The sequence below is a fragment of the Collinsella sp. HCP28S3_B9 genome (assembly GCF_052066095.1).
GTDB lineage: Bacteria > Actinomycetota > Coriobacteriia > Coriobacteriales > Coriobacteriaceae > Collinsella.
The window spans coordinates 1-25,554 of record NZ_JBQHST010000008.1; the positions used below are offsets into that span (position 1 = coordinate 1).

24 protein-coding genes are annotated in these 25,554 nt (G+C 60.2%); 1 reads left to right on the forward strand and 23 read right to left on the reverse strand.

Annotated features, from left to right (window positions below):
• Positions 1 to 211 precede the first annotated feature (211 nt).
• From ACTNBB_RS03000 to ACTNBB_RS03010, 3 genes are all read right to left on the reverse strand, one after another.
• A complete protein-coding gene (locus ACTNBB_RS03000; RefSeq protein ID WP_441057425.1) occupies positions 212 to 1,612 on the reverse strand; it encodes a phosphoglucomutase/phosphomannomutase family protein in 1,401 nt (466 codons plus the stop codon).
• Positions 1,613 to 1,787: 175 nt separating this feature from the next.
• Positions 1,788 to 2,681: a homocysteine S-methyltransferase family protein gene (locus ACTNBB_RS03005; protein ID WP_154518399.1), complete on the reverse strand. Its 894-nt coding sequence runs from the start codon at positions 2,679 to 2,681 to the stop codon at positions 1,788 to 1,790.
• A 12-nt stretch (positions 2,682 to 2,693) separates the two neighbouring features.
• Positions 2,694 to 3,116 (reverse strand): metal-dependent transcriptional regulator, encoded by a 423-nt coding sequence (locus ACTNBB_RS03010; RefSeq protein WP_154518396.1) that lies wholly within the window; start codon positions 3,114 to 3,116, stop codon positions 2,694 to 2,696.
• Between the two features lie 120 nt (positions 3,117 to 3,236).
• Here ACTNBB_RS03010 and pepT point away from each other — a divergent pair, with 120 nt between their 5' ends.
• Complete coding sequence (gene pepT / locus ACTNBB_RS03015; RefSeq protein WP_427719695.1) at positions 3,237 to 4,484, forward strand: peptidase T; 1,248 nt, start codon at positions 3,237 to 3,239, stop codon at positions 4,482 to 4,484.
• A gap of 255 nt (positions 4,485 to 4,739) precedes the next feature.
• On the opposite strand, the gene ACTNBB_RS03020 is transcribed toward pepT, so the two are convergent.
• The 20 genes from ACTNBB_RS03020 to ACTNBB_RS03115 all read right to left on the reverse strand — a co-directional run bounded on the left by ACTNBB_RS03020 (position 4,740) and on the right by ACTNBB_RS03115 (position 25,460).
• Positions 4,740 to 5,993, reverse strand: a complete 1,254-nt coding sequence (locus tag ACTNBB_RS03020) for an LCP family protein (RefSeq protein ID WP_441057427.1) — start codon at positions 5,991 to 5,993, stop codon at positions 4,740 to 4,742.
• Between the two features lie 12 nt (positions 5,994 to 6,005).
• A complete protein-coding gene (gene murA / locus ACTNBB_RS03025; protein WP_441057429.1) occupies positions 6,006 to 7,289 on the reverse strand; it encodes a UDP-N-acetylglucosamine 1-carboxyvinyltransferase in 1,284 nt (427 codons plus the stop codon).
• Positions 7,290 to 7,377: 88 nt separating this feature from the next.
• Entirely contained in the window at positions 7,378 to 7,770 is a 393-nt protein-coding gene (gene atpC, locus ACTNBB_RS03030; protein WP_441057431.1) for an ATP synthase F1 subunit epsilon, read from the reverse strand.
• Positions 7,771 to 7,773: 3 nt separating this feature from the next.
• On the reverse strand, positions 7,774 to 9,228 hold the full coding sequence (atpD, locus tag ACTNBB_RS03035; RefSeq protein WP_055286334.1) for a F0F1 ATP synthase subunit beta: 1,455 nt from the start codon (positions 9,226 to 9,228) through the stop codon (positions 7,774 to 7,776).
• Positions 9,228 to 10,136, reverse strand: a complete 909-nt coding sequence (gene atpG, locus ACTNBB_RS03040; RefSeq protein ID WP_427747818.1) for an ATP synthase F1 subunit gamma — start codon at positions 10,134 to 10,136, stop codon at positions 9,228 to 9,230. Before atpG ends, atpD begins: the two co-directional genes overlap by 1 nt.
• A 5-nt stretch (positions 10,137 to 10,141) precedes the next feature.
• The gene (atpA, locus tag ACTNBB_RS03045) at positions 10,142 to 11,740 is read right to left on the reverse strand and encodes a F0F1 ATP synthase subunit alpha (protein ID WP_154518378.1); all 1,599 of its coding nucleotides are present in this window, start codon (positions 11,738 to 11,740) and stop codon (positions 10,142 to 10,144) included.
• A complete protein-coding gene (locus ACTNBB_RS03050; protein ID WP_154518375.1) occupies positions 11,740 to 12,216 on the reverse strand; it encodes a F0F1 ATP synthase subunit delta in 477 nt (158 codons plus the stop codon). The genes atpA and ACTNBB_RS03050 overlap by 1 nt, the downstream gene beginning before the upstream one ends.
• On the reverse strand, positions 12,206 to 12,808 hold the full coding sequence (atpF, locus tag ACTNBB_RS03055) for a F0F1 ATP synthase subunit B (protein WP_117716380.1): 603 nt from the start codon (positions 12,806 to 12,808) through the stop codon (positions 12,206 to 12,208). Before atpF ends, ACTNBB_RS03050 begins: the two co-directional genes overlap by 11 nt.
• A gap of 15 nt (positions 12,809 to 12,823) precedes the next feature.
• The gene (locus ACTNBB_RS03060) at positions 12,824 to 13,018 is read right to left on the reverse strand and encodes an ATP synthase subunit C (protein WP_022094262.1); all 195 of its coding nucleotides are present in this window, start codon (positions 13,016 to 13,018) and stop codon (positions 12,824 to 12,826) included.
• A gap of 124 nt (positions 13,019 to 13,142) precedes the next feature.
• A complete protein-coding gene (gene atpB / locus ACTNBB_RS03065; protein WP_271737353.1) occupies positions 13,143 to 13,946 on the reverse strand; it encodes a F0F1 ATP synthase subunit A in 804 nt (267 codons plus the stop codon).
• A 3-nt stretch (positions 13,947 to 13,949) separates the two neighbouring features.
• Positions 13,950 to 14,261, reverse strand: coding sequence for a hypothetical protein (locus tag ACTNBB_RS03070; protein ID WP_441071024.1), 312 nt, complete (start codon positions 14,259 to 14,261; stop codon positions 13,950 to 13,952).
• A gap of 281 nt (positions 14,262 to 14,542) precedes the next feature.
• Entirely contained in the window at positions 14,543 to 15,190 is a 648-nt protein-coding gene (gene upp / locus ACTNBB_RS03075) for a uracil phosphoribosyltransferase (protein ID WP_040359658.1), read from the reverse strand.
• A 121-nt stretch (positions 15,191 to 15,311) separates the two neighbouring features.
• On the reverse strand, positions 15,312 to 16,853 hold the full coding sequence (gene glpK, locus ACTNBB_RS03080) for a glycerol kinase GlpK (protein ID WP_427796111.1): 1,542 nt from the start codon (positions 16,851 to 16,853) through the stop codon (positions 15,312 to 15,314).
• Between the two features lie 3 nt (positions 16,854 to 16,856).
• A complete protein-coding gene (locus tag ACTNBB_RS03085) occupies positions 16,857 to 17,609 on the reverse strand; it encodes an L-threonylcarbamoyladenylate synthase (protein ID WP_441057436.1) in 753 nt (250 codons plus the stop codon).
• Between the two features lie 209 nt (positions 17,610 to 17,818).
• Entirely contained in the window at positions 17,819 to 19,069 is a 1,251-nt protein-coding gene (locus tag ACTNBB_RS03090) for a N5-glutamine methyltransferase family protein (protein WP_441031993.1), read from the reverse strand.
• A gap of 631 nt (positions 19,070 to 19,700) precedes the next feature.
• Positions 19,701 to 20,768, reverse strand: coding sequence for a peptide chain release factor 1 (gene prfA / locus ACTNBB_RS03095; protein ID WP_154518366.1), 1,068 nt, complete (start codon positions 20,766 to 20,768; stop codon positions 19,701 to 19,703).
• 299 nt (positions 20,769 to 21,067) lie between these two features.
• Positions 21,068 to 22,495 carry a M20/M25/M40 family metallo-hydrolase gene (locus ACTNBB_RS03100; RefSeq protein WP_441057438.1) on the reverse strand — a complete coding sequence of 476 codons (1,428 nt, stop codon included), beginning with the start codon at positions 22,493 to 22,495 and terminating at the stop codon, positions 21,068 to 21,070.
• 72 nt (positions 22,496 to 22,567) lie between these two features.
• Positions 22,568 to 23,353, reverse strand: a complete 786-nt coding sequence (locus tag ACTNBB_RS03105) for an amino acid ABC transporter ATP-binding protein (RefSeq protein WP_427794051.1) — start codon at positions 23,351 to 23,353, stop codon at positions 22,568 to 22,570.
• Between the two features lie 22 nt (positions 23,354 to 23,375).
• Positions 23,376 to 24,524 (reverse strand): amino acid ABC transporter permease, encoded by a 1,149-nt coding sequence (locus tag ACTNBB_RS03110; RefSeq protein ID WP_441057440.1) that lies wholly within the window; start codon positions 24,522 to 24,524, stop codon positions 23,376 to 23,378.
• Between the two features lie 9 nt (positions 24,525 to 24,533).
• Complete coding sequence (locus ACTNBB_RS03115; protein WP_441041446.1) at positions 24,534 to 25,460, reverse strand: transporter substrate-binding domain-containing protein; 927 nt, start codon at positions 25,458 to 25,460, stop codon at positions 24,534 to 24,536.
• Positions 25,461 to 25,554: the final 94 nt, after the last annotated feature.

The window sequence follows — 25,554 nt, forward strand, 5'->3', positions numbered from 1 at the left end:
CTCGCAGTATCCGGTTCTCAAGGTGCACGCCTGCGCGTCTCATCCGGTCCGACCGGGCCGCGCGGCAAGGAGATATATTGCCAGACCGGAGGGGCCCGCGGGGCGGGAATCTGGTTGCACACAACTCCTACACATTTATACCCGCAGCTGACGCTTGCCAGTCGTTACCTACCACTCGCCGAGCATATCTTTATATTGATCAGCCCCATGGCTAGAGCCGATATGCGCCCCGAGCCAAAGCGCAGCCGGCATCAAGCAACTCGTCGCGCTCCTCCACCGAAAAGCCCTCGGCGTACACTCGCACCACCGGCTCAGTGCCACTCGGGCGAACCAACAGCCAGGTATCATCCTCAAATGCCAAACGCAAGCCGTCCATGTGACTTACGCTCTGCGGCGCCTTGCCGCAAATCGACTTGGGATTCACACCGGGAAGCAGCGTGCGCAGCGACTCGGCATCTTCTGCCTCAAGTCGTAAATCTCGGCGGCCATAACTTGTTTTTCCAAAACTCGCCTCGAGCTGATCGACCAGCACGCCCAGCGAAGCCCCCGTCTTTGCCATGAGCTCACACAGGAGTAGGCAAGCGAGGATGCCGTCACGCTCGGGCATATGCGCGGCAACGCCGATGCCACCGGCCTCCTCACCGCCCATAAGCACCCCGTCTTTTTTCATCTCGGCGGCTATATATTTGAAGCCAACCGGTTTTACGGTCACGCGGCAACCGAGTGCCTCGGCAACACGACGCACAAGCGTCGAGCACGATAGATTGACGACGACTCGCCCCTTCAAATTGCGAAACTGAACCAATTCGCCCATTACGAGCGCCATGATCTGATGCGGATGTATATATCTACCGCGCTCGTCGACCGCGCCAATACGGTCAGCGTCGCCATCGGTCACCAGGCCGGCACACGCACCGTCTTCGATAACTGCACGCTCGCAGGCATCCACCCACGGCTCTACGGGATCGGGACAGATATCCCCCCAATCCGATGCTTGCCCCGCATGAATCTCATGGACCTCAACACCCAGCTCGCGCAGCAAATCGGCAAGATAACCTTGAGCCGCTCCCCCCATGGGATCGACCACCACGCGCAGACGAGCGGCACGAATGGCATCGGCATCGACAAACGATGCTACCGCTCGCATATAGTCGGGAATGATATCCGCCGTGCGATACTGCTCCTCGAGCCCCAGAGGTTCGGCGGCCATCGTTGCCTCGAGCTCTTCGATGACGTCCTGGTTTGCCGTGGAACCATCGCCCATGCGCAGTTTGAGACAGAGATAGCCCTGCGGATGATGTGAACCGGTCACCATGAGCGCCCCGCACGCCTCGCCATCGTATGCGGCAGCCCACGTGATGGCAGGCGTGGGTACAAAACGGGCCGCGAGCACGGCATCAAGGCCATGGGCCGCAAGCACGCCAGCTGCAAGTTCTGCAAACTCGCGCGCCCGGGGACGGGTGTCATACCCGATATATACCGTCTTGCCGGGATATGTCTTTTGCCAGAGCTCGCCGGCGGCATCAGCGATACGGGCAACATTGTCAGCGTTAAAATCCTCGCCGACGCGAGCGCGCCAGCCATCAGTTCCAAAATGAATTATCGCGCACACACGCAGACACCTCGCAGTGTTTGGATCATGGTACGCAGGTGGTATACCCGCAACGAGCGCCCGGCAAGCCGCCGGCGCACGCATTCACCGTTTAGGCAAAAGCCATCGAGGGCGCATATAGACAAAAAAACCGCCCCGGTTGAGGCGGTAATTCGAATGTGCTTTTCTTCGGACTCTATATATCGAGCGCGTCTGCCATAGCAGCCGTCGTGATCGCCGTGGTTCCGCAACAGCCACCAACCATTGCGGCGCCAGCCCGCTTCCACTCGACGCATGCGCGCGCGAAAGCTTCGGGGTCCTCGTGCCACACGGGCCCATCTTGCGTTTGGACCGGATTTCCCGCATTGGGACGTACAGTAACGGGCGTCGTGGCTATCTTGACCATTCTTGGTACCGCAGCGGTAGCCGCTGTCAGGGTGCAGCAATTGACCCCAACCGAGCTCGCACCGTGCTTCTCGGCATACAAGATGGCACCTTCGATGTTTAGGCCATCACCCAGCAGGTCGCCCTTGTCATCAATAGCAAAGCTCACCAGAACGGGCATGCCATCAGCGGCATCATGGACACCGGCGAGCACGGGCTGCAGATTGCGGATAGACGTGATCGTCTCGACCAGAATCCCGTCGACGCCGGCGTTGAGCAGGGCGGACGCCTGCTCGCGAGCATTTGCGCGAATCTCTCGATACTCGGAAGAATCCTCGACAAACCACTCAATCGCAATAGGCCCCATGGACCCCAGCAATAGCTGGGGATTTGCCTGGCGGGCATCGTCGACCGCCCCGCGATTGACCTCTGCCATAGATGGAGCGATTTCATCGCGATCGAGCGCAAAACCCGATGCCTGGAACGTATTGGTAATAAGCACCTGTGCACCAGCGGCGGCATACAGTCGGTGGATGCGAGAAACCGTCTGCGGTTCGGCGAGGTTCCAAAATGCCGGCGGAATATCGGCGGCACCGTATTCACTCAGCAGCACGCTGCCCATCGGACCCTGTGCCAGCAGCGTCTCGCTGGCAAGTCGGCGCATAAGCTCCTCGCCGCCGAAGCGATTGTAATAACTCGTATCCATATATATGTTTCGCTATTCCTCGATGCTGATTCCCTGCTTTTCGAGATAGGCGAGCCAACGGACCATTGTGTCCTCGGAAAGCGCGTGCTCCATCATGCAGGCCTCGGCATCGGCGCGCTCAAAGTCGACGCCGAGCTCCTGGACCAAAAATGTGCGAATCAGGCGATGGCGATACCAGATAGCCAAACCGACCTCGCGCCCACGGTTGGTCAGAATAACCTTGCCGTAGTGAGACTGCTCGACAAGTTCGGATGCCTTGAGAGCCGAAACCGCCTTGTTGACCGATGCCTTCGAAACGCCAAGGCGCTGTGCGATATCGACCGACCGCACGCCATTAGTCTCCCCATCCTCGCTTTCGATGCGAACCATGCACTCCAAGTAGTCTTCGTTCGCCACCGTTAGATGTAGCTCGCGCGAGCTATTTGTCGTATCCATGAACATCCGTCCCTTCTGCATTCAATGGCTGATTCTACCCCATCCAAGCGTCGCGGTATGCCGCGGCATACCGTGCTAGAGTTCTTGTTGCACACGACAACCAAGATTGGAGCGGTCTCTATGGAAAACACCACCACGAACCCCGACGTACTCGAGCGTTTTTTGCGCTACGTCCAGATCAACACACAGTCCGAGGATGCCAACTGCGACCAGGTTCCGTCGAGCACCGTCCAGTTTGATCTTGCCAATGTGCTTGCCGAGGAATTGCGCGAGCTTGGTGCAACCGATGCCCATGTAACCGAAAACGCCTATGTCTGCGCTCACATTCCCGCGAGCGCCGGCTCCGAGAATAAGCCCGCCCTGGGCCTGATCGCGCACCTCGACACCACCGAGGTCGCACCGGGCGCCGGCGTAGCGCCGCACATCGTGCACTACGAGGGCGGCGACCTGGTTTGCGGCATCGTCGACGGCAAGCCCGTATCCATGAGCACCGCCAAGCTCCCCGCCCTCAACAACCTTTTGGGCGAGGACCTGGTTTGCACCGACGGCACCACGCTGCTGGGCGCCGACGATAAGGCCGGTGTCGCCGAGATTATGGCGCTCGTCGCACGCATTGCACAGGACCCCAGCCTGCCCCACCCCACGCTTGGTATTTGTTTCTGCCCGGACGAGGAAATCGGCCACGGTGCCGAGCTGTTGGATATCGAGGACTTTGGCTGTAAGTATGCCTACACAGTCGACGGCGGTCCGGTTGGCGAGCTTGAGTGGGAGTGCTTCAACGCCGCCGAGGCTACCGTTAGCTTTGAGGGCCAGTCCATTCACCCCGGCGACGCCAAGGGCCGCATGGTTAACGCGGGCAATCTGTTCTGCGACTTCAATGCCCTGCTTCCCTACGTGCAGCGTCCGGAATACACCGAGGGCTACGAGGGCTTCTATCACCTCGAGGGCGTTTCTGCCACAGTCGACCATGCCACGGCGCGCTATATCGTCCGTGATCACGATGCCGCCAAGTTCCAGCAGAAGCTCGATCTGATGGATGCTGCCGCCGCGCTGCTCAACCAGCGTCTGGGCGAGGAGCGCGTAACGGTCGAGATCAAGCACCAGTACCGTAACATGGCCGAGATTGTCCGCGACTACCCAGAGCTGATCGATGTCGCTAAGGAATCCTTCCTTGCCTGCGATGTTGAGCCCCAGGTGCTGCCGATTCGCGGCGGCACCGACGGTGCACAGCTGTCGTTCCGCGGCCTGCCCTGTCCCAACCTTTCGACGGGCGGCTACTGCTACCACGGCGTCAACGAGTTTGTCCCGGTCAGCTCGCTCGTTAAGATGACCGACGTCTTGCAGGAACTCGTCGCCCGCTTCGCATAAGGAACTCGAATAATCTAGGTAAGCAAAATCGCCCCGTCCTCAAAACCGAGAACGGGGCGATTTTTTGGTGCAAGGGGAGTAGTCGGCATCGCTGGTTGAATCAACGTCAGCGAGCGACGTCCAGAGCGAACAAGTTGGCATGAAAAAGGCAGGACATTGACCTTCTGGTCATGCCCTGCCTTTTGAATGACAAATTGTCGCTCTGGGCGGCGCGCAACGTCGAGCCGTTGCACGGGCTGGCAAGCCCGCGCAACCCTAGTAGTTGGCTTCGTAACCGTTGCCGTCGCCAGTGGGCTCCTCGTAATAATATGAGCTGTAATCCGAATCGTCCGAATAGCTCGAATCGCCCGAATAACTAGAATCGTCCGAGCTTTCCGACGAACCGGCCGTACCGTAGGCGTAATCGTCAGAAGTATGGTTGCTCAAATCACCGATTGTGGAGCTGGTTCCGTCGGATAGGCCCATGGTGTTTGGTCCCTTAGGATCCTTGCCGGCATCGACGCGCGCCATCATCTCCTTAAGCTCGTCCTCGTAGACAAAGACATAGCTCTGACCGTCGATCATGGTGGTTTCATCTGCGTAGGAAGGCAGATTCGCCGAATAGATGCCATCGACATCCATGCCGCGCATAGCATTGACCGTAGACACGATGTCCTGAACGCTCATATCGGTCACAAGCATATCGGACAGCGAATTAACCAGGTCGAAGACCTTCGTAGCATCAAAGTTGTTGAGAATCTGGTTGGCAAGGGCACCAAGCACCTGGCGTTGGTGACGCATGCGCGTATAGTCGCCGTCGGCATAGGTATAGCGGCAACGGGCATAGGTGAGCGCGGTAGCACCGTCCATGTGCTGCTGGCCTGCCGTAATCTTAATGTCCAGATGCTCGGGGTCGTCGACATCGTCGGTGGCGTTGATGTCGATACCGCCCACAGAGTCAATCAATGATTGCATACCGTCAAAGCTAACCTCGGCATAGTGGGAAATCTGCACGCCGCACAGCTCATTGACCGCTTGAACCATGGCCTCGGCACCGCCATAGGTATGGCAGGCGTTGACCTTCATGGTTTCGCCGTTATAGACAACCTTGGTATCACGTGGAATGGATATAAGCGTAGCCTGCTTTTGCGTAGGGTCGATGCGCGCCAAGATAATTGAATCGGCGCGATACGTGTCCTCGCCCGGACGACCATCGGTACCCAAAAGAAGCACGTAGAACGGATCTTTGGCCTCATCGGTATCCACCAAGATATGGCGCAGATTGTCGGTAATGACATTGGAATCGCCGAGCTTGCCCATAATGCTGGCGAACCACAGCCCGGCGGCAGTCGTAGCGCTCAACAGCACGCCAAGCACGGCGATAAGCGCAACGCGACGGATTGTCTGGCCGCGGCGGCGCTGACGAGCGCGCTCGGAGTAGCGTGCAACATTATCGCGACTGTAGATCTTGGCCTGTGCGCCGGTTGAAGGTCTTCGAGTATCCGCTAAGGGCTTCTTATTATTAAACATAGGCAACCTGCATTAGTAGATGACGGGATCGGGAACAGTGGCGTGCTCGACGTTTGCACCAAGTGTCTGCAGTTTTTCGACAAACTGCTCATAGCCACGTTTGATGTGATGGATGGCCGAGACCTCGGTAACGCCGTCGGCGATAAGGCCAGCAACGACGAGCGCGGCGCCGCCGCGCAGATCAGGCGAGGTAACCTGTGCACCCGAGAACCCCTTGACGCCATGAATCATGGCGTGATGGCTTTCGATGCGGATATCCGCGCCCATACGGACCAGCTCCGACGCGAACATGAAGCGGTTCTCGAAGATATTCTCGGTAATCACAGAGCTGCCATCAGCAAGAGCGGAAAGCACCATGATCTGCGCCTGCATGTCCGTCGGGAAGCCCGGGAACGGAAGTGTCTGAATATCGACCGGCCTGATGTGCTCGACACGACTCACGTGAACGCCATTCTCGATTCGCTCACACTCGATACCCATGAGCTCCATCTTCTTGAGCACCATGCCCAAGTGAATGGGGCAAAAGCCCGTAACGTCGACACCGCGGTCATCGGCCATCAGGGCACCGGCAACGATAAAGGTGCCGGCCTCGATGCGGTCGCCCACCACGCGATGGGTAACGGGATGCAACTCGTCCACACCTTCGATGGTCACGACGGGCGTGCCGGCGCCAACAATCTTGGCGCCCATCTCGTTGAGCATATTGGCAAGGTCGACGATCTCGGGCTCGCGAGCCGCATTATCGATAACCGTAGTGCCTTGTGCGCGCACGGCCGCCATGATGAGGTTCTCGGTAGCGCCGACGCTGGCAAATTCGAGCGTGACGGTGGTACCGTGTAGGCCCTGGGGCGCGTTGGCGTTGATGTAGCCGTGTGCAGTGTCGAATTCTACGCCCAGCGCCTCAAGACCCAAGATGTGCATGTCGATCTTGCGAGCGCCCAGGTTGCAGCCGCCGGGCATGGCGATCTTGGCGCGATGGAAACGGCCCAGCAGGGGTCCCATCACAGCCGTGGAGGCGCGCATCTTGGCAACGAGCTCATAGGGAGCCTCCCAGGAATCAACCTGAGAGGTATCAATCTCGAGCGTGTGCTCGTCGAGGACATCGATCGTGGCGCCCATGCCCTTGAGCACCTTGCCCATCACGTGGACATCCGAGATATCGGGCACGTTCTGCAGCGTCGTCTTCCCCGGTGCCAGAAGCGTTGCCGCCATGAGTTTGAGTGCAGAGTTCTTTGCACCCGAAACGGGCACGGAGCCTCCGATGGTGTGGCCACCTTCAACACGGATAATATCCAAGGTCTACCCTTTCAAAAAGCATGCCCGGGATGGCTGGGCCATCCCGGGCATGATGTGTTCGCAAATGGTCGAACGCCAAATCGTTTGACTATTGGGCAAGCATGAGCTTACACCATGCGATTTCATTATAGAGGTAGGCGCGGCGTGCATCATCCTCCGACAAATTACCCAGCTTCTCTTCAAAACCTTGAATATCAGCTTTAACCTTGTCGGCGTCGACGGTCGCCAAATCGCAAGCGCGCTCGGCGAGAACGGTCACGACATCGTCCGCAACCTGGGCATAGCCGCCGGCCACGGCAAACGTGTGGTCGACAGTGCCCATGGCCTTATCGGAGACGCGAACGTAACCGCGGTCGATCGTGCAGATCTCGCTGGAGTGAGCAGGCAGAACGCCAAACTCGCCATCCGTGGACGGAATCGACACAAACGCAGCGTCGCCCTCATAGGCGCAGCTCACGGGGCACACGATGCGGATACGCATAACCTACTTCTCCCCCATCTTGCGGGCACGCTCGCGCACGTCCTCAATCGTGGAAGCATAGCGGAAAGCCTGCTCGGGCAGGTCATCGGCCTTGCCGTCGACAATCTCGGCGAAGGAGCGGACGGTATCCTCGACGCGAACGTAGACACCGGGGTTGCCGGTGAACTTCTCGGCGACGTGGAAGGACTGCGAGAGGAACTGCTGAATCTTACGAGCGCGGTTGACCGTAAGGCGCTGCTCTTCGGACAGCTCGTCCATACCCAGAATGGCGATGATGTCCTGAAGGTCGGAGTACTCCTGCAGGAGCTCCTGGACCTTAACGGCGACACGGTAGTGCTCCTCGCCGACGATCGAGGGATCGAGGGCGTCGGAGGAAGACGCGAGCGGGTCGATGGCCGGGAACAGGCCGAGCGACGAAATGCTACGCGAAAGAACCGTAGTGGCATCGAGGTGCGTAAACGTCGTGGCGGGAGCCGGGTCGGTCAGGTCGTCTGCGGGGACGTAGACAGCCTGAACGGAGGTGATGGAGCCCGTCTTGGTCGAGGTGATGCGCTCCTGAAGGTCGCCCATCTCGGTAGCCAGCGTGGGCTGGTAGCCAACGGCGGACGGCATACGACCCAGAAGGGCGGAAACCTCGGAACCGGCTTGGGAGAAGCGGAAGATGTTATCGATGAACAGCAGAACGTCCTGACCACGATCGCGGAAGTACTCGGCGGTGGTAAGGCCGGCCAGACCGATGCGCAGACGCGCTCCAGGCGGCTCGTTCATCTGACCATAGACCAAGCAGGTCTTGTCGATAACGCCCGACTCGCTCATCTCGAGATAAAGGTCGGTACCCTCACGGGTACGCTCGCCGACGCCGGTAAACACCGAGGTGCCACCGTGCTCCTGAGCGAGGTTGTTGATGAGCTCCTGAATCAGAACGGTCTTGCCGACGCCGGCGCCACCGAACAGACCAGTTTTGCCGCCACGGATGTAGGGCTCGAGCAGGTCGACGGCCTTAATGCCGGTCTCGAAAATCTCGGTCTTGGTAGTGAGCTCGTCAAAGCGGGGCGCTGCATGGTGGATGGGATAGAACTCCTCCACCTCGGGCATGGGCTTGCCGTCGACGGGCTTGCCCATGACGTTCCAGATGCGACCGAGTGTCTTGGGGCCAACGGGCATCTTCATGGGCTCACCGGTATCGGTGGCGATGAGGCCGCGCTGCAGGCCGTCGGTCGAGGACATGGCGACCGTGCGGACGACGCCGCCCGGAAGCTGGCTCTCGACCTCGAGGATCGTGCTCAGGTGACCGATCGGGGTCTCGGCCTCGACCGTGAGCGCGTTGTAGATCGGGGGCACCGCGCCGTCAAACTTGACGTCGACGACAGGACCGATAATACGCACGATGCGACCATCACCGGCAGTCGTCTTCTTGGTGGCTTCCTCGACCGCAAGCTTTACGGTGTTATTAGCCATTACTGTTCCTCCAATGCTGAGGCTCCGCCGACGATCTCGTTAATCTCGGTCGTGATCGAAGCCTGACGCACGCGACTATACGTGCGGGTAAGGGTCGAGATGATCGCGGTGGCGTTTTCCGTCGCGGAGTGCATCGCCTTGCGGCGTGCACCCTGCTCGGCGGCAGCCGAATCGATCAAGGCCTGGTAGATGACCGTCAGGATATACGACGGTACAAGCTTGCCGAGAACATGCTCGGGAGAGGGCACGAACTCGAATGTGGACGAGATACGCTTAGGGGCGTCGGCCTCGTTCTTACGCGGACCGTGGGCCATAGCGATCATCTCGGGATCGAGCGGCAGCAAGTGCTCGACGCGAAGCTCCTGATCCACGCGGTTCTTGGCGTGGTGGTAGACAAGCTCGACACGGTCAAGCTCACCGGCACGATACGCATCGCAGATATGAGAGGAGATCATGCGGGCCTGATTGAAATCGGGCTCAGAGGAGTTGCCCTCAAAGTGCATGATGACGTTTGCGCGGTCACGGAAATACGTGGCCGGTTTGCGCCCACACGCGATGATCTCGCACTCGATGCCGTCGTTCGCCCAAGAAGCGGCGAGCTTTTCGGCCGTGCGCTCCACCGTCGTATTGAAACCGCCGGCAAGGCCGCGGTCCGAGGCGATAACGACAATCAGGCCATGCTTGACGCTCTCATGCTTCTGCAGCATGGGATCGGTGCCCGAACAGGAGGCGTCGCCGGCGACCGTCAACATGACGTCGGTCAGCGCCTCCTTATAGGGTTCGGCCTGCTTGGAGCGATCGAGGGCACGACGGATCTTGGCCGTAGAGACCATCTCCATCGTGCGCGTGATCTGCTTGGTCGTGGTAACCGAGGAGATTCGCTTCTTAATGTCGCGAAGGTTGGCCATAGGGCTTAGTTCTCCTCTGATCCAGTCGTATCGGCATGGTGCTTGGCCATGAACTGCTGCTTAAAGTCGCCGATGACGCGCAGGAGCTCAGCCTTGGTGTCATCGTCGATCTTCTTGGCGCGAACCTTGTCGAGCAGCGAGCCAAAACCGTTGTCCATGTACTCAATGAGCTCGGCGCGGAAAGGCAGCACGTCGGCGATCTCCAGGTCATCCAGGAAACCCTCGTTGCCAGCGAACAACGCAACGATCTGCTCGGAAACCTCGAACGGCTTGTAGCGCGACTGCTTAAGGAGCTCAGTCATGCGAGCGCCGTGGGTAAGCTGCTTTTGCGTGGCCTCGTCGAGGTCGGAGCCGAACTGCGTAAAGCCGGCGAGCTCCTGGTACGAAGCGAGGTCCAGACGGAGGTTGCCGGCGACCTGCTTCATAGCCTTGGTCTGTGCGTCGCCACCGACGCGGGACACGGAGATGCCCACATCGACTGCCGGGCGCTGGCCCTGGAAGAAGAGCTCGGACTGCAGGTAGATCTGACCATCGGTAATGGAAATGACGTTGGTCGGAATGTAGGCCGAGACGTCGCCGTCCTGGGTCTCGATGATCGGCAGAGCCGTCATGGAGCCGTAACCGTTCTTCTTGGACATCTTGACGGCACGCTCGAGCAGACGAGAGTGCAGGTAGAAGATGTCGCCAGGATAGGCCTCGCGTCCGGGCGGACGATGCAGCGTCAGTGACATCTGACGGTAGGCCACAGCCTGCTTGGACAGGTCGTCGTAGATGACGAGCACGTGGCCGCCGGGGTTAGTCTCGCTGGCGGGCTTGCCGTCCTCGCCGTTGTACATGAAGAACTCGCCGATAGCGGCACCGGCCATAGGCGCGATGTACTGCATAGGGGCGGAATCGGCAGCGGTGGCCGAAACGATGATGGTGTAGTCGAGTGCACCGTGCTGAGCGAGGGTCTCGCGGATGTTGGCAACCGTGGAGGCCTTCTGGCCGATAGCGACGTAGATGCAGACCATGCCCTTGCCACGCTGGTTGAGGATAGCGTCGATGGCAATGGCGGTCTTACCGGTCTTACGGTCGCCGATGATAAGCTCGCGCTGGCCGCGGCCGATAGGCACCATGGAGTCGATAGCCAACAGGCCGGTCTGAACCGGCTCGCACACCGGGGTACGGTCAATGACGCCGGGGGCCTTGAACTCGATGGGACGACGGTGCGTGGCGACAATGTCACCCAAACCGTCGATGGGCTGGCCGAGCGGATTGACGACGCGGCCGAGCATGGCACGGCTCACGGGGATATCCATAATGCGGCCAGTGGTGCGGCACTCGTCGCCTTCCTTGATGGAGTCGACGGCACCAAACAGAACGGCGCCGACCTCGTCACGGTCAAGGTTCTGGGCAAGGCCGAAGACGGTCTCACCGGTATCGGAGCTCTTGAACTCCAGAAGCTCGCCTGCCATGGCGCTCTTGAGGCCGGAGACGCGCGCAATGCCGTCGCCTACCTCGTCGACCGTTGAAACCTCATGCGTATCGACCGTCGCGGAGAGGTTCGTGAGCTGCTCCTGCAGTTTCTTGGCGATATCCTGGGCATTGAGGGTTTCGGACATTAGGCTTCACCTCCGTACGAATTAGCAGAGTTTGCGAGGGTCTCCTGCGCGATGCGCAGCTGCGTCTTGACGGAAATGTCACGACGCTCGCCGCGGGCCTCGAGCACCAGGCCGCCCACGATAGACGGATCGACCTGCTCGATAAGGAATACCTTGCGGCCGAAGTCCTGCTCGCATTTCTTAGTGATGGTTTGACGCAGCTCGTCGTCGAGCGGGATCGCCGTGGTGACGGTCACGCCCACTACATCCTCGTCTTCCTCGGCAACATGCTTAAAGGCAGCTGCCACCTTGGGAAGAAGGTCGAGCTGGTCGCGCTTGGACATGGTGTCGAGCACGGCAATGATCTCGGGGCTGGCGGAAGCCAGGCGCTCGATCATCTCGAGGTCCTCGAACACATGGTTCTCGGCCTTGGCGGCTTCCATGAGGGAGCGCGCGTAGGTCTCGAGCACCTTGTCCTGATAGCGGCTAGTCGGCATTCAGGCTACCTGCTTCCTGGATGTAGCGCTCGATGAGCTTCTTCTGCTCGGTCTCGTCCTCGAGCGCCTCGCCCACGATCTTGGTGGCGACGGCAACGGACAGGTCGGCGATGGAGCTCGCGGCACCGGCGTAGATGGACTTGCGCTCGTCCTCGACGGTCGTATGGGCCTTGGCGATGATCTCCTCGGCCTCCTTGTGAGCAGCCTCGATGATACGGGCGCGCTCGGACTCGGCGTCCTTACGGGCCTCGAGAACAATGTCGGCAGCCTGACGACGGGCGTCGGTGACGATCGAGTCGGACTCAGCGCGCTTGGCGATAGCCTCCTGCTTGGTCTTCTCGGCCTCGTCGAGGCTTTCCTCGATCTTCTTGCCGCGCTCCTCCATGGTCTTCATGATGCCCGGCAGGGCGACCTTGGCCAGCACGATCCAGATGATCAGGAAGGCGATAAGCGCCGGGATGAACTCCGCCATCTTAGGGATGAGGATGTCCGCACCGGCAGCGCCGTCCTCGGCGAACGCGGAAACCGGCATGAGCAGCGCGGCCGCGGACGCGGAGAGTGCGATCGCGCTCTTCTGGGATGAAAGATTCATACTTGACGCTCCGTGCTATTTAACGATCAGCGCGACAACGAAGCCGATCAGAGCCAGAGCCTCGCCGAAGGCGGAGCCCATGATGAAGACGGTGAACACGCGGCCCTGGACCTCAGGCTGACGGGCCATAGCACCCGTAGCACCCAGAGCAGACAGGCCGATAGCAAGACCAGCGCCGATAACACCGAGACCGTAACCGATAACTCCCACGATTCCTCCTTTGTCGTGCGTGTCTTATTTCACGCAGGATAACCTTTTTATAACTGCCGGGCTCCATGGGTACGGGCACCGGCGGTTTAACGAATTGCCTTACCTTTAAGGCGCGAACGGAAGACTACTCCTCCTCCGCGACCTCCTCTGCCTCGGAGACATACACGGCGGTAAGGACCGTGAAGACGTAAGCCTGGATGGCGCCGACCACAAGCTCGATCGCATAGATCAGGATGAGGATGGCAAGCCAGGCCAGCGAAGGCAGGGCGCCGACGGCGTGGGCCGCGGAAACCTGCTGAAGCAGCGGCTGCATGAACATGCTCGCCATGATGGCGAACGAGCCCATGACCACGTGTCCTGCGAACATGTTGCAGAACAGACGGACGGCGAGCGTGATGAGGCGCAGGAAGGTCGAGAAAAGCTCGACGACCCACACAAGGACGTTCATCGGGAAGCTCACGCCCTGCGGGGCGAGGCTCTTGATGTAGCCGATCACGCCGTGAGCCTTGCATCCGTAGTAGATGAAGTACACGAAGGCGAAGATGGCGAGCGCGGCGGTGGAGCCGATTGCGCCGGTGCCGGGCTTCATTCCCGGGATCAGGCCGATCATGTTGTTGATCAGGATGAACAGGAAAAGCGAGCACAAGAACGGGAAGTGCTTCTTCCAGTTCTCACCCACGACGCCCTTGCCGATATCGTTCTCGACGTACTCGATGATGTACTCGAAACCGTTGACGAAGAAGCCCTTGGGAACCAGGGCCTGCTTCTTCTTGAACACGGCCAGGACGATCAGGAGCACGATCGTGGAGACGATCAGCCAAAACGAGTACTGCGTGATGCCGCAGCTCAGATCGCCCACGACGGGGGTGGAGCTGAACTCGCTGACCAGATGATTAATCTCATCAGGCAGCTTTTCAAAAATTTCCACGACTTACCTTTCGACCTCATGAGGATCTCGCAGCGCCTTGGCGACACGAACCGTACAGGCGGCCATAAAGGCCACGAAGCCGATCGCCTCGCCCAGGAGGAACATGCGAAATGCCTCTCCGAACAACACAAACACAACCAAGGTAAAGGCAAGCAGGGCGATTGCCGAGACCGCCAGACTCACCATACCCTTGAGCATGTCCGCATTCTGTTTATCGTCAAGAACCGGCTTGAGCGTAAAAACAAAGGGAAGAAAGGCGACCGCGCCCGCGATGGCGCCTGCAACGATAGCGAGCAGATCGGCTATCTGAAACACTGGCGTCCTCACTTTCTTTTTTAACGCTTCACAGAACAGTTCCCGCCAAACATTGGTGACTATTGTACGAGCCAATCGCTAAAGTACAACCGAAAAAGCATCGGTTAATACGCACCTGTTCGTTTTCTTAAGACCATCTTTATGCCGCAGGTACGGTAATACGTTTTTCTCGAACCCTGCAGGGCAAAACGTCCGTTAACAGAAGTGCGCGCGGTCGCCTTTTGTTCGTCCGCGCGCACCGTTTCTTCGTATTTGCAGCCGTGGCCGTCTTAGCCCAGCGACTAGAGCGTACCGTAGATGCGGTCGCCGGCGTCGCCGAGGCCGGGAACGATGTAGGCAGCCTCGTTGAGATGGTCGTCGATGGCGCAGGTATAGATATGCACATCTGGGTCTTTCTCGGTCAGCGACTTGAGGCCCTCGGGGGCCGCGACGATGCACAGCATGCGGATGTCCTTGACACCGCGCTCGCGCAGGTAGCTGATGGCCATCTCGGCCGAACCGCCCGTGGCGAGCATGGGGTCGACAACCAGGCAGATGCGCTGGTCGATATCCTTGGGCATTTTGCAGTAATACTCATGCGGTTCGTGGGTAACCTCGTCGCGCTCCATACCGATGTGTCCCACGCGAGCGGAGGGCACCAGGTCGAGGATGCCGTCGACCATGCCAAGGCCCGCACGCAGGATGGGCACGATGGCGAGTTTCTTGCCGGCGAGCTGTTTGAACGTGGCGGTAGTGATGGGAGTCTCGACCTCGACGTCTTCCATAGGCAGGTCGCGCATGGCCTCGTAGCCGTCAAAAAGCGCGAGTTCGCGCACGAGCTGGCGGAACTGATTGGTGCCGGTGTTTTTGTCGCGCAGGATCGACAGCTTGTGCTGAACGAGCGGATGATCGACAAGCGTCACACGGGACGCATCGTAGGTGACGGTCATGGGTCTTGCCCCTTTCGTTGCGGCCACAAAATGGCCTTGCTGACAAGGCGCGCAGCGATGTTGCCGCCGCGCGCCATACACAAGTTTAGCGGTTTGCTGTATCGAGTGGCCCGTCGCAGCCCTACTGTGCGGTACTGAGCGAGCGCTTGACCGCATCGCGCCAGCCCGCAAGGTTTTGCTCGCGGCGCTCGGCGGACATGTGGGGAAGGAAGGTCCTAACAATCTGGGCATTTTGCTCCAGCTCTTCCAGGTCTTCCCAATAGCCGACGGCAAGGCCCGCCAAGTACGCGGCACCGATTGCCGTGGTCTCCACCGTCTCGCATTGCAGCACGGGGATATCCAGCAGGTCGGCCTGGAATTGCATGATGAACTCGTTGCGCGACGCGCCGCCATCGACAGACAGGCGTTCGATCGAAAGCCCCACGTCCTGCTCCATGGCGCGCAGCACGTCGTAGCTCTGATACGCCATGGATTCGCAGGCGGCACGTACGATGGTCGCACGGCTCGAGGCGCCGGTCAGACCGCACACGATACCGCGGGCACGCGGGTCCCACCAGGGGGCGCCCAAACCCGCAAAGGCGGGAACGAAGTAGCAGCCCTCGTTGTCGTTAATCGAAGCGGCGAGTTGTGCAGACTCGCTCACGTTCGAGATGATGCCCATGTTGTTGCGAAGCCAGTTCATGGTGGAGCCGGCGGCAAAGATGGAACCCTCGAGTGCATAGCTGATCTTGCCGTCCGCGGCGATACCGATGGTGGAGACCAGACCGTTCTTGGATTCGACGACCTCGTCGCCGGTGTTCATGAGCATAAAGCAACCAGTACCATAGGTGTTTTTGGTCTGGCCGGGATGGAAACAGCAGTGGCCGAACAGCGACGCCTGCTGGTCGCCCGCCACGCCCATGATGGGTGGCATGTTGGTCATGATGTCGCTCGCGACGCGGCCGTAGTCGCCCGAGCTCCAACGAACCTCGGGCATCATGGAACGTGGAACGTCAAAGAGCGCCAGCAGGTCGTCGTCCCAATCGAGCGTATGGATATTAAAGAGTGCCGTGCGGCTGGCATTGGTGTAGTCGGTGGCAAAGACCTGGCTGCCGGTGAGGTTGTAGATGAGCCAGGTGTCGATGGTGCCGAACATGAGGTCGCCCGCCGCCGCGCTCTCGCGTGCGCCGTCGACGTTGTCGAGAATCCACTGCACCTTGGAGGCCGAGAAATACGGGTCGAGCGTAAGCCCCGTGCGGGAGCGCACCAGCTCTTCTGCGCCCTGCTCAACCAAATTATCGATCAGAGACGCGGTGCGACGGCACTGCCATACGATGGCGTTATAGATGGGCTGGCCGCTCACGCGGTCCCAGACCACCGTGGTCTCACGCTGATTGGAGATGCCGATGGCGGCGATGCGATCGGAATGAATCCCGCTCTTAAACTGAACCTCCATCATGACCGCAATCTGGCTGGCAAGGACCGCCATGGGGTCTTGCTCCACCCAGCCGGGACGCGGGAAGCTGGTTTTGACGCTGCGGCGCGCTTGGGCGACGATGCAGCCGTACTCGTCGACGATGGTCGCAAGTACCGAGGTGGTGCCGCAGTCGAGCGCCATGATGTAGGAACCGCCAAAGTCAAACGAGGCATCTTCCATGCCCAGACTGCCCAGATTCAACGACATCGCTTACACCTTTCTATGCATCGGGTCGGACAGGACCCGCTCAATCTCTGACGCGGGAAGTGCGCCTTGGCGCAGGATCTGGAGCCCGCCGTGCTGGAACGACACGATGGTCGAAGCGTCGCGGCACGGCGTCTCGCCCGCGTCGACGGCCACGTCGACCCCTTCTAGAATGCGGTCTTCAACGTCGGCAAAGCTTGCCGGCGCGGGCGCGCCGTGTGTATTGGCGCTCGTACAGGCAAGTGGGCTGCCACAGGTGCAGATGAGCGCCTGTACCACGGGCGATGCCGACGCGCGAAGAGCCACCGTGTCGTCGGCGGCACGCATAAAGGTCGGCACGCAGGGAGCCGCCTTGACCACAATAGTCAGGGCGCCCGGCCAGCATCGTCGGGCAAGTATGCGTGCCTCTTCTGGGATATCCACGCCGTAGCGGTCGAGGGCCTCGGCATCATCGACCAGCCAGGCGACCGTTTGGGTGAGCTCACGCTGCTTGAGGGTAAAGATGCGACGGTAGCCGGTACCGAGCGCGGGCACCGCGGCGCCGTTGACGGCAGCCTGCGGATCGCGCGGCCACGGCAGTGATTCGCTTGTATCTTGGGGCACGGCGTCCGAGAAGGCGTTGACTGCCACAGCGACGCCATAGACGGTCTCGGTCGGGATCAGGGCCAGGCCGCCACGGCCGAGCACCTCGGCCGTACGCTCGACGGCGAGCCGATGCGGCTCGCGAGCTCCCTCGAATACCCGATAGACCGTCTGCATGTGTATGCCAGCCCCTTACGCTCTGGTGAAAGTTTGTTTACTGAGGGGCATTCTCGCACGAAACGTTTAACCTATTTGTCCACAGCGCATGTTGGTTTGGTGAGCGGCTATAGCAGTCGGTGAAAGTGAGGGGTAATTGAGCCGTGACAAGCCTCTTTACATTTCCGGCGCAGCGCTCCCGCCGCCGCGCCGCCAATACGCTTCGTACTTTACTGACGTTGTTTGGGCTCGGTGACGATAGCTCGAACGATGCGGGGACGATCGGTGAGGTCACGGACGATGCGTACGTCCGAAAGACCCGCCTGGCGGCAGAGCTCGGCCGCGGCGTCGAGGGCACCCTCATAGAGCTCGCAGGCAAACAGGCCGCCGGCGCGCAGCATATAGGGCGCCGCATTGAGCAGGCGGCGGAAGATATCAAGGCCATCGGCTCCGCCCTCGAGCGCCAAATCGGGCTCAAAGTCCTTGACCTCGTGCGGCAGCGAGCGCATGACGTCAGTCGGGATATAAGGCGGGTTGGAAACGAGCACGTCGAAGGTGCCCCACTCCTCGCGGGGGATAGAGCTCACCAGGTTCGTGAGGCTGAAGGCGACCTCATCGGACGTCAGCCCGAGTGCATCGCGGTTTTTGGTGGCCAGGTCGATGGCGCGCGGCTCGATATCGGTAGCGGTGCAGGCGACATGGCCGCGACGCTCCCAAGCAAGGGAGAGCGAAATGCAGCCTGTGCCGCAGCCGACCTCGAGAACGCGGGCAATGCGGGGGTCGGCAGGCACAGACGCGGCGGCATCCTGCACTAGGGCCGTCTCTTGTTCGACGCCTTCGATGGCAATGCCGTATTCGTCGAGCTCGGGCTCAGCGACTTCCGCGGTCTCGGCCTCAGCTGCCTGCGCGGCGGCTTCCTCGGCCTCACGATCGGCCAGCTCCTCGGCATAAGCTCGGCTGCCCAGCACGTCTCCGCCCAACGCCGCCTCATCGGCAGCCGTGAGGTTGGCGGCACGGCGCTCGGCAGTCGCGCGTTCGTCAGCCAATGCGACTTCGGCTTTACGCGCCTGCTCGACCTCGTCGTTCCATGGCAACTCTACGCGCTGGCGGGTGGCAGCCTCGGGGCTCAGAACCTCGGCATCCAGATAATTGAGGACTTCCTCGACGAGCATCTCGGTCTCGGGACGTGGAATGAGCACGCCGGGGGCGCACGCGACGTCGATCATGCGGAACTGCGTGCTGCCGGTGATGTACTGCAGCGGCTCGCCCTTGGCGCGACGGACAACCGCCGCGTGCATGGTCTCGAGCTGCGCTGCATCGAGCGTGTCGTCCATACGCATATATAAGTCGATGCGCGCTAGGCCCGTGGCGGCGCACAACAGCCACTCGGCAGAAAGACGGGGGTGCTCTTCGCCGCGCTCGGCTAGGTACTCCTTGGTCCACTCGAGACAACGCCTGATGGTCCAGATCTCGTTTGCCATGGGTCCTCCCCTCTTAAGCGCCGGGCGGCGCGCGAATGTCGGAGCAGATTGTACGCGAGGGCGGCACGCGGCGAGAGACGATTGGAAGCGATTATCGAGAATCAGCCCAGAATTTTGCACCGGGCTCGCTCAAAGTGTTCATTCGCCGACGTCTAGATTTGCATTCGTCAAGCTTTTGGCAAGGTTGCCCCAAAACTGACCAATATCTAACCAAGAACTTGCCAAATCACTTGACGTGCGACGCACCAAAAAGGGCCCCGCGACTTCTTGGACGATTTTTCGAGCAATATTTTCAATAGCAGATGAAGGTTGTTAATTACTTTAAGCAGGTAGACAGGTCAATTTCCAACAAAGTAGATTAAATAAACTCGAAAAGTAATTTACCCAACCTAGTCATTTAAGAACGTCCCCAATGACTACATCTAAGGCGCCGCAGGTTGAGCATAAGTCCCCAATGACTACCCGCCGCAGGTAGAGGACGGACAGCGAGCGGGTCGCATTTGAGACAAGGTGACGTGGAACGAAAGGGCGCTGACCTTCTGGTCGCGCCCTTGAAGTTGAACGTCAGATTGTACAGGTGCGGCCCGCGCAGCGTCGGCCGGTCCGCCGTTCGGTAGAACGGCGGAACCTACTACACGGCCTGTGCCAGCTTCTCGGCACGCTCGGCGGCGGCAAGCGCCTCGATGACGGCACCGAGTTGGTCGCCCAGAAGGACGCCGTTGTAGGTGGAGTTGAAACCGATACGGTGGTCGGTCACGCGGTCCTGGGGCTGGTTGTAAGTACGGATCTTCTCGGAACGGTTTCCGTGGCCAATCTGGCTCTGGCGCTCGGCGCCGAGCTCGGCCTGCTGCTTCTCGAGTTCCATCTCGTACAGACGGGCACGCAGCATCTGCATGCAGACCTCACGGTTTTGAATCTGGGAACGCTGCTCCTGCGACTGCACCACGGTATTGGTGGGCAGGTGGGTAATGCGCACGGCGGAGTAGGTGGTGTTAACGCACTGACCGCCAGGACCAGAGGCACAGTAGGTATCGATGCGCAGGTCGGACTGGTTGATCTGAACGTCGATCTCCTCGGCCTCGGGAAGCACGGCGACAGTTGCCGTGGAGGTCTGGATGCGGCCCTGGGACTCGGTCTTGGGAACGCGCTGGACACGGTGCACGCCGGACTCGAACTTCATGACGGAGTAGACACGGTCGCCCTCGACCTTGAACTCGATGGACTTAAAACCGCCGGCCTCGCTGGGGCTGGAGTCGAGCACGGTGGTCTTCCAGCCACGCGACTCGCAGAAGCGTTGGTACATCTTGTACAGGTCACCGGCGAAAATGGCCGCCTCGTCGCCACCTGCGGCGGAGCGGATCTCGACGATGGTGTTCTTGTCGTCATTGGGGTCACTCGGGATGAGCATGTACTTGATGTCTTCCTCGAGCTGGGGAAGCTTGTCCTCGTTCTCGGAGATGTCCATCTGGAGCATCTCCTTCTCGTCGGCATCGGTAGTGTCACGGAGCATTTCTTTGGCAGCCTCGATGTCGTCGAGCGCGCCGATGTACTCGCGCGCAGCGGCAATGAGGTCGGACTGGTGCGCGTACTCCTTGTTGAGACGCGTGAACTCCTTGATGTCGGAGGCGACGGCCGGGTCGGAAAGCTTCTTCTCGAGCTCCTCGTAGGCCTTGATGATCTTTTCGAGCTTGTCGCGCATGGCGGAACTCCTTTATATGCGTGAAGGTGAAAATCGGCGGAATTGATGGGGCGCATGGCGCCGTTGCGGGGTAAGCCCAGCTAGAACATGTCGATTTTCAGATACATGCGCATCCCTTCGCGTATAGGGTACATAGTTGCGGTCTAACCTATATATGATAGCGTGCGCAGGCAAACCTGCATATAACCCGCACGGAATGAGTGGACGTAGTCGTTGGGGACGTTCCTTAACGACGAGTCGTTTAAGAACGTCCCCAACGACTACAACGGCTAACAAAGGGACTGTCGCTTTATCACATTCTAGAGCGTTTGAAGCAGAGCGATGAAAAAGCGGACACCCTGGAGGTAGGCACGGCGGGTAATGCGCTCGTTGGTGCCGTGGACACCGCGATCGCACTCGTCATCGTCGACCACAAACGCCGAAAAGCGAATGCATTCAGAGCAAATACGCTGATAGTTAGCCGCATCGGTGGCACCTATCACAGTTGAGGGCACAATGCCGACAGCAGCCCCGCCCGCCGCATTCGGTACGTTTTCCTCCGCCCCCTTTGGATCACGAAAGTAGCGGGCGGCAATAGTGCGAACGGCCTCGAGCCCCGGTCCGCCAACACGTGGGGACGGCGAAGGCTCGGAGCTGCCGGGGCCAAGTTCGACCTCCACGCGCCCGGTGAGGCCCGCCGCGGCAACGGCCTCGCGGCAACGGTCAACAACATCAGCCACGCCCGTGCCCTCAAGCATGCGGAAGTTAATATTGGCCCACATATCCTGCGGCATCACGTTAGCGCCAGTGCTGCCGCCCTCAATCTGCGTGGGCGCACAGGTAGTGGTCACGAGCGGATAGAGCTTGTTGCTGGCGAGGCAGTCGCGAACAATGACGCCTCCGTTGGCGGCAATCTCATCCGCCGTGTAGAGCCCCAACTCGACAAGCTGCGCGGCAAGCAGATCGGTCACGCGCGTCGGCCACTCGATATCGCAGATTGCGGCGATAGCGCGGCTCAATACCTCGAGCGATGTGCCGCCGTAGGGGTTGGACGAATGTCCGCCTTCGCTCTTCGTCTTGAGCACGATATCGGCATAGCCTTTCTCGGCAAGGTCGGCATGCATAAGCCAGCCCTCGCCCGCGCCGTACTCGGCAGCCGAAACAATACGGTAGTCACCCTCGTCGATCAGGTATTCAAGTTCAACGCCGCGCTCCTCGAGCACGCGGCCGATGGCCCCCGCTCCATACTGCGTGGTTTCCTCGTCCTGGCCAAAGGCGAGCAGCAGCGTCCGCTCGTGCTCCCAGCCGTGCACCAACGCATACTCAACCGCCTCGAGAATACCTGCGACCTGGTCTTTCATGTCGATAGCGCCGCGACCCCAAATGTAGGTGTCGTCCACGTGACCGCTAAAGGGGGCATGCGTCCAGTCGGCCTCGGTGCCGGGCACCACGGGAACCACGTCCATGTGGCCCATGAGCATAACGGGCTTGAGGGCAGGGTCGGAACCGCCAAGTGTCACCAGCAGCGAGTGGTCGATGAGTTCGACCTCGCCCGCCGCGAACACATGTGGCCACGCCTGCTGCATATAGGCGCGCAGGTCATCGAACGGCTGCCAGTTCACCGCCTCGGCATCCATACTCGAAACGGTCGGAAACGACAGCACGCGCCCCAGGCGCTCGCACGCGCCAACTTCGTCCAAATCGGCAAAATCATCCTCATGCGCAAAGAAGCGCCAAACCTCGGCCATGACATCCTTTCGATTGTGATGACGAGGGCCGCCCCACCGGAACGGCCCTGCCATGCAAACATTTGCGGTTGGTTATTTGTCCTCGAGATAGCGCGAGAGGAACTCGCGGGTACGCTGGTGCTTGGGGTTGCCAAAGAGCTCCGCCGGCGCGGCGTCCTCGAGGACCACGCCCTTGTCCATAAAGACCACGCGATCGGACACGGTGCGGGCAAAGGCCATCTCGTGCGTGACGACGACCATGGTCATGCCGTCGGCAGCGAGCTTGCGCATGACCTCGAGCACCTCTCCCACGATCTCGGGGTCGAGTGCGGAGGTCGGCTCGTCAAACAGCATGATCTGCGGATTCATGCATAGGGCACGAGCGATGGCCACGCGCTGCTTTTGACCACCGGACAGGCGACCCACGGCGGCGTGCGCGAACTTTTCGAGTCCCACGCTCGTCAGATGCTCCAGCGCGACCTTTTCGGCCTCGGCCTTGGTCATCTTTTTGAGCGTGACGGGCGCAAGCGTGCAGTTATCGAGCACGTCCATGTTGTTAAACAGGTTGAAGCCCTGGAACACCATGCCGATGTCCTCACGCAGCTTGTTAATGTTGCAGCGCTCGGCCGTGAGGTCCTGGCCATGGAACCAGATATGGCCCGCGTCCGGGGTCTCGAGCAGGTTGAGGCAGCGCAGAAAGGTCGATTTGCCCGAACCCGAAGCGCCGATAATGGTAACGACCTCGCCGGGGTTAACGGACAGGTCGATGCCCTTGAGCACCTCGAGCGAGCCGAAGCTCTTGTGCAGGCCCTCGACGCGGATGAGCGGCTCATTGGTCTGTGCGGCGGCCGCAGCGCCGGTAGTGGCGGTATCTGCCATGATGATTCTCCTCGTCTTGAGCCTAGTTGGAGCTGGGCAGCGTGGCCGGGGCCTCGGCGCCGAGCTTTTTGCCAAAGGCCTCGAGCAGGCGGCTCGCCACGAGCGTCAGGATTAGGTAGACCACGAGTGCCACGCAGTAGACCTCCATCTGGCGGTAGTACACGCCGGCGACGGTGGTAGTGGCGTACATGAGGTCGAACACGCCGATGACCGAGAGCACCGACGAGTCCTTGATGTTGATGATGAGCTCGTTGGTGAGCGCCGGAATCGCGTTTTTAATGCCCTGGGGAAACACGACTTTACGCATAGCCTGCCACTGCGACAGACCCAGCGAGCGCGCCGCCTCGGCCTGACCGGGATCGATGGACTCGATGCCGCCGCGCAGGACCTCCATCATGTAGGCGGTGGAGTTGAGCGAGATGGTGACGAGGCCGGCGGTGAAGGTACTCCAAATCTGGTTGGCCTGGGCGGTCTCGAAGCCCATGCCGCGCAAAACGGTGAAGCCCGCGTAATAGATGAGCAGGCCCTGGACCATCATGGGCGTACCGCGCACGATGGTGGAGTAGACGGTCGTAAAGCCGCGGCCGATGCTCTTAAAGAAGCGCACCAGGTCGTTGTCCACGCGATCGAAGGTCTGAATGCGCAAAAACACAAAGAGCAGTGCCAGGAAAAAGGCGATAACGGTACCGAAGGTCGCAAGTGCGATGGTAATCTCGATGCCGCGGATAAAGAAGTCGCCGCTCTTGTAGGTCATATAGACCAGGCTCGACAAAAAGTCGCTGGGGTTGGAATCCGAGACAATGCTCACCTGCACCAAGTCGATAAACGACATGACGCAGCGATCCACGAAAAAGACCACCGCGATGGCGACCACGACATAGCTGCCCAAGCGTGCTGCACGACGGAAACGCTCGGATGCGAACGGCGACTTTTCGCGATAGTCGCTCCAGTGCATAAGCTTGGTGACGAATGCCGCCGTCGACACGACGAGCCACGCCCACAGGATCGCCCAAAGGCAATCTTGGAACACGCCCGTGGGGGCCAGGAAGCTCAGCGGCGTGGGGTTGCGCTGGCTAAACGCCAGTCCGAGCGCCGCGATGACGCTCGTGCCCAGGTACACATAACGATGGTCGGCTTTGATAAAGGAGACCAGACGATTGATGGCTTTCATGCTGCCTCCCTATGCCGGCTGACGGTCGAGGCACGCGTCCCACATCTGGTCGCGCTCCTCCTGGCTGACGCCCTTGAGCGTCTTGTCGATGAGCTTAAGCAGCTTGTCCGAGCCCTTGCGGCAGCCGACGTTTGCCGCGACCTCCTGCTTAAAGCCCTCGCCCTCGGCAAAATGAATGGGGACGATACCGGGATTTTGGGCCATGTAGCCCTTTTCGTTTTCGGTGTTGTACGTCACGGCGTCGCAGGTGCCCTGCAGCAGGTTCGAGAACACCGTGGGGACGGAGTCGACCGGGTTTTTGTGAACGACGCCCGGGATCTCGTCGATGACGGTATCGAGCATGGTGTCCTTTTGGCCGAGCACCGTGGCGCCGCTGAAGTCACTGAGCTTGGTGGCGTTTTGGTAGGGGGAACCCTCTTTTACGAACAGGCCAAAGTAGCCAATAAAGTACGGGTCGGAGAAGCCGACCGACTCCTCACGCTCGGGCGTGGCGCTCATACCGGCGATGATGAGGTCGATCTGGCCGTTGTTGAGCGAATCGATAAGGCCCGAGAAGCTCTGCTTGACGGCAACGGGCTCGCCACCGAGGGCCTTGCAGACGATCTTGGCGATCTGCACGTCGTAGCCATCGGCATAGGCGCCCTGTACGTTGTCGATGGGGATGGTGTACTCACTGGCTTCGGAAACCTGCCAGTTGTACGGGGCGTAGGCCGCCTCCATGCCGATGCGGATCTTATCCTTGCCGATCACGGAATCGGACAGGTCGTCGCGACCGCCGCCCGTCGTGGGCTGAACCACCTTGAGCGTGGACGGGCGCTGACAGCCGGCGAGCGCGCCGGCGACGACGGAAGCGCTCGCGGCAAGAGCGCTACCCAAGAAGATGCGACGGCTGCACACCGGCTGTGGATGCACGTCGCGCTGATGGGGAGAATGCATAATCTGCCTTCCCTGTTGAATCGTATGCTAACGACTTAACAGGATACCGCTCAGCGTTACCTCCAGCAGATGCATATATACAAATTAACAAACA